Genomic DNA, 4,829 nt, shown 5'->3' on the forward strand with positions numbered 1-4,829 from the left:
GTGAATACCCGGCCGACGCCGACCGCGGCGCGCGCCGCTCGGTTAGGTTGGACGGGATGCTTCCCGATCCCGCCCAGCCCGCCGCGGCTGGAGGGACCCCGCGCGCGGCGACGCGGCGGGCGCTGCGGGCCCGCGAGCGGGCCGCGGCGGCGCCGGTCGACGTCGACGTCGTCGTCATCGGTGCCGGCCAGGCCGGGCTCTCGGCCGCGTACCACCTCGCGCGCGCGGGTCTCGTCGCCGTCGGCGCTCGCGGCTGGCACGACGCCGCCGCGACCTTCGTCGTCCTCGACGACGCCCCCCGCCCCGGCGGCGCCTGGCAGCACCGCTGGGACGGCCTCACGATGGCGGACGCCCACCACGTGCACGACCTGCCCGGCATGACGCTCGCGGTGCCGGACCCCTCCGAGCCCGCGAACCGCGCCGTGCCCTACTACTTCGCCCAGTACGAGGAGGCGTTCGACCTCCACGTCCAGCGGCCGGTCCGCGTGACGCGCGTCGAGCCCGGCGAGGACGACCGCCTCCTCGTGCGCTCGCACCTCGACGGCCGCCCCCAGGACGAGGTGGTGTTCCGCGCCCGCGGGCTCGTCAACGCGACCGGGACGTGGCGCAAGCCGTTCTGGCCGGCGTACCCCGGCGCGTCGTCGTTCGCCGGGCGGCAGCTGCACTCCGGCCAGTACCGCTCGGCGCAGGAGCTCGCGGACGGGCACGTCGTCGTGGTCGGCGGCGGGACGTCCGCGGTGCAGCTGCTGCTCGAGGTCGCGAAGGTCACGACGACGACCTGGGTGACGCGGCGCCCGCCGTCCTGGCGCGACGAGGAGTTCACCCCGGAGCTGGGACGCGCCGCGGTCGCGCTCGTCGAGGAGCGCACGCGCGCGGGCCTGCTGCCCGGCAGCGTCGTCTCGGTCACGGGCCTGCCGCTGACCCCGGCGTACCGCGAGGGCATCGACGCGGGCGTCCTGCGCGCGCGGCGGATGTTCTCGCGCCTCGTGCCGCAGGGCGTCGCGTGGGACGCGCCCGACGACGACCCGCCTGCCGGCTGGGTCGGCGGGCCGCCGCTCGTCGAGGCCCGCACGGTGCTGTGGGCGACGGGGTACCGCGCCGCGCTCGACCACCTCGCGCCCCTGCGCCTGCGCGGCGCGGGCGGCGGCATCGTCATGGACGGGTCGCAGGTCGCTGCGGACCCGCGCATCCACCTCGTCGGGTACGGCCCCAGCGCGTCGACCGTCGGGGCGAACCGCGCCGGCCGCGACGCCGTCCACCGGCTGCGGGCCCACCTCGGGCTCTGAGGGCGCGCGGCCTTCGGGGTGCTCCCGGGCTCACGGCAGCCGCGGCCCGTCCACCCCGATCACCGGGTCGCTCGCCTGCCGCGCGGGGAACGGGTCGTCCGCGCCGGGGTCCCACCGCAGCGTGCGCGCCTGCGCCAGCGCCCGGTCGGCCATGCCCGCGGCCGGGTAGCCGTCGGCGACCATCGCGTCCTCGATCGCCCGCACGAGCCGCTCCGGCCGGCGGGTGCCGAGGAACCACCAGACGAAGGGCGTGCCGCGCCGGCGGCTGCCGGGGGACCGGGCGTCCGTCACCTCGAGCATCCCCGGCACGTGGAGCCAGCCCTCGACGGCGGAGTCGAGGCCGTTGAGCGCGAGCGCGGTGCCGCTGACCATGCCGACGCGGTAGTGCGGCGACGACGGCGGCATGGACGGCAGGCGGCCGAGGAGGTTCGAGCGGCGCACGACCCGCACGCGTCCGGGGTCCACCGACGACCACGGCACGACGTAGCGGGACCGTGTGCGCCAGCCGAGCACCAGGCCGTGCTCGCACACCCGGTGCCGCTCGACGACCCCCGCGGCGACGAGGACCAGCACCCACAGCAGCCACACGCCCGTCATCAGGACGGCGAGCCAGGGCCGGTCGTCGGGGTCCGGCGTCAGCATCGCGAGCACCGGCATGACGAGCACGACCGCCGCGGACACGATCCAGAACACGGTGCCGGGCCAGGCGCGGAACACCGCCCGCACCTCGCCCATGTCCGCGGCGGAGGTCGACGACCCCGCCGGGACCGCCCGCGGCTCACCGCCGGTGGGACCCATCGTGCTCCTCCCGCATGGTGGCGTCCGTCGCGCCCACCGGTCGTCCGCCCGCGCGCACGCGGGGGCGGGCCGGCGCCCGCCCCCGCGTCGACGTCCGCGCTCAGTCCTCCGACGAGGCCGCCGGCGTGGACAGCCCCTGGGCGATGAGGTCCATCACCGAGGAGTCGGCCAGGGTCGTGGCGTCCCCGACCTGGCGGTGCTCGGCGACGTCCCGCAGCAGGCGCCGCATGATCTTGCCCGACCTCGTCTTCGGCAGCTCGGGCACGACGAGGATCTGGCGCGGCTTGGCGATCGGCCCGATCTCCTTGGCGACGTGGCCGCGCAGCTCGGCCTGCACCTCGTCCGCGCCCTTGTCGCCCGCGCCGGCGTCGCCGCGCAGGATGACGAACGCCACGACGGCCTGCCCGGTGGTCTCGTCGCTCGCGCCCACGACGGCCGCCTCCGCGACCCAGGGGTGCGACACGAGCGCCGACTCGATCTCGGTCGTCGAGAGCCGGTGGCCCGAGACGTTCATGACGTCGTCGACCCGGCCCAGCAGCCAGATGTCGCCGTCGGCGTCCTTCTTGGCGCCGTCGCCCGCGAAGTACAGGCCCTGGAACCGGGACCAGTACGTGTCCTTGTACCGCTCGAGGTCGCCCCAGATCCCTCGCAGCATCGACGGCCACGGCTCGGTCAGGACGAGGTAGCCGCCGGAGCCGTTCGGGACGGAGCGCGCGTCGTCGTCGACGACGTCCGCGGCGATGCCCGGGAGCGGCACCTGCGCCGAGCCCGGCTTCGTCTCCGTCACGCCCGGGAGCGGGCTGATCATGATCGCGCCGGTCTCGGTCTGCCACCACGTGTCGACGATCGGGGCCTTGTCCCCGCCGATGACGCGGCGGTACCACATCCACGCCTCGGGGTTGATCGGCTCGCCCACCGAGCCGAGCACGCGCAGCGACGACAGGTCGAACTGCGCGGGGATCTCCTCGCCCCACTTCATGCACGTGCGGATCGCGGTCGGGGCCGTGTAGAGGATGGTGACGCCGTACTTCTGGACGATCTCCCACCAGCGGCCGCGGTGCGGGGTGTCGGGGGTGCCCTCGTAGATCACCTGCGTCGCGCCGTTCACCAGCGGCCCGTAGACGACGTACGTGTGCCCGGTGATCCAGCCGATGTCGGCGGTGCACCAGTACACGTCCTCCTCGGGCTTGAGGTCGAAGACGTTGAGGTGCGTGAACGCCGCCTGGGTGAGGTAGCCGCCCGTCGTGTGGAAGATCCCCTTCGGCTTCCCGGTGGTGCCCGAGGTGTAGAGGATGAACAGCGGGTGCTCGGCGTCGACCTCGACCGGGACGTGCTGGTCGGACGCCGGGTCCACCACGTGGGACCACCACACGTCGCGGCCCTCGGTCCAGTCGACGTCCTGGCCCGTGCGGCGCACGACGAGCACGTGCTCGACCGTCGTCTCGCCCTTGGCGAGCGCCTCGTCGACCGCGGGCTTGAGCGCGCTCGGCGCGCCCCGGCGGTAGCCGCCGTCGGCGGTGACGACGAGCTTCGCCTCGGCGTCGAGGATCCGGCTGTACAGCGCCTCCGACGAGAAGCCGCCGAACACGACCGAGTGCGGGGCGCCGATGCGCGCGCACGCCAGCATCGTCACGACCGCCTCGGGGACCAGCGGGAGGTAGATCGCGACGCGGTCGCCGGTCCCGACGCCGAGCTCCGTGAGCGCGTTCGCCGCCTTCGACACCTCGCGCTGCAGGTCGGCGTACGTGATCGTGCGGGTGTCGCCGCCCTCGCCCTCGAAGTGCAGCGCCACGCGGTCGCCGCGGCCGGCCTCGACGTGGCGGTCGACCGCGTTGTACGCGGCGTTGAGCCGGCCGTCGGCGAACCAGCGGGCGACCGGGGCGTCCGACCAGTCGAGCACCTGCTCGAACGGCGTGCTCCAGCTCAGCAGGTGCCGCGCCTGCTCGGCCCAGAAGGCGGGCCGGTCGGTGGCGGCCCACGAGTACAGGTCGCGGGTCGCGTTCGCCTGGGCGGCGAACTCCGGGCTCGGGGGGAACCGCCGGTCCTCGGAGAGCAGGTTCTCCAGACCGCCGGAGGTCGTCTCGGTCACGCGTGGGCCTCCCGTGCAGCGTCGTCGGTGCAAGTGGGACCAAGGTCCCGAACCGGAACTCTAGTGCGAGGCGGGTGGCACCCGCGTCGCATCCACCGTGACGGTTCCCGGCCGACGCGCCGCGCGAGGGGTCAGGCCGCGGCGCGCTCCGTGTGCACCCCGAAGCGCACGCCGCGCCGGCGCGCCCCGGCGGTGACCAGGCCGGCCACGAGCAGCAGGACGCCCGCAGCGAGCAGCGTGCCCGACGTCCCGGTCACGACGACCTGCGTGAGGGTCGCGTGCCAGCGCTCGCGGTCGAACCAGGCGAGGGTCTGCTCGCGGGCCAGGCTCGGGGCGTACAGGTACACGGCGCCCAGCACGGTGAGCACCAGGCCGCCCGTGATGGGGACGGTGGCCGTCCACAGGCCGAGCAGGAGCACCCAGACGAGCAGGAGCAGGCCGGCGGAGACGAGGACGATGCCGAGCACCTCCGTCGAGGCGTCCCAGCCGTCCACCTGCGCGGCGAGGATGCGCGCCTGCCCGCCGAGCAGGGCGGCGGCGCCGAGCGGGGCGAGCAGCAGGCCGAGCACCACGCCGAGCACGTGGGAGCCGAACCCCGTCTTGCGCGGGGCCTCGGGCTCGGTCACGGGCGCGCGGTCGTCGGCGGCCGGGTCGTG

General features: G+C 75.4%; 4 protein-coding genes. 1 reads left to right on the forward strand and 3 read right to left on the reverse strand.

The annotated features are described in order from the left end of the window. Nucleotides 1–56: 56 nt before the first annotated feature. Nucleotides 57–1,286, forward strand: a complete 1,230-nt coding sequence (locus tag HGCM_RS07360; protein WP_019136209.1) for an NAD(P)-binding domain-containing protein — start codon at nt 57–59, stop codon at nt 1,284–1,286. A gap of 30 nt (nt 1,287–1,316) precedes the next feature. Here the strand turns inward: HGCM_RS07360 and HGCM_RS07365 are convergent, their stop codons facing one another. The 3 genes from HGCM_RS07365 to HGCM_RS07375 form a co-directional block, all read right to left on the reverse strand. Continuing rightward, complete coding sequence (locus HGCM_RS07365) at nt 1,317–2,084, reverse strand: hypothetical protein (RefSeq protein ID WP_019136210.1); 768 nt, start codon at nt 2,082–2,084, stop codon at nt 1,317–1,319. A gap of 100 nt (nt 2,085–2,184) precedes the next feature. Next, nucleotides 2,185–4,173 carry an acetate--CoA ligase gene (gene acs / locus HGCM_RS07370; protein ID WP_019136211.1) on the reverse strand — a complete coding sequence of 663 codons (1,989 nt, stop codon included), beginning with the start codon at nt 4,171–4,173 and terminating at the stop codon, nt 2,185–2,187. A gap of 131 nt (nt 4,174–4,304) precedes the next feature. Beyond that, the coding region (locus HGCM_RS07375) for a hypothetical protein (RefSeq protein WP_019136212.1) at nt 4,305–4,829 on the reverse strand (525 nt) is incomplete at its 5' end.

The sequence above is a fragment of the Cellulomonas massiliensis JC225 genome (genome assembly GCF_000312005.1).
In the GTDB taxonomy this organism is placed as follows: Bacteria; Actinomycetota; Actinomycetes; order Actinomycetales; family Cellulomonadaceae; genus Cellulomonas; species Cellulomonas massiliensis.

Coding starts and splice junctions, on each gene's coding strand:
- HGCM_RS07360 (WP_019136209.1), top strand. CDS start 57: ATGCTTCCCGATCCCGCCCAGCCCGCCGCGGCTGGAGGGACCCCGCGC.
- HGCM_RS07365 (WP_019136210.1), bottom strand. CDS start 2,084: ATGGGTCCCACCGGCGGTGAGCCGCGGGCGGTCCCGGCGGGGTCGTCG.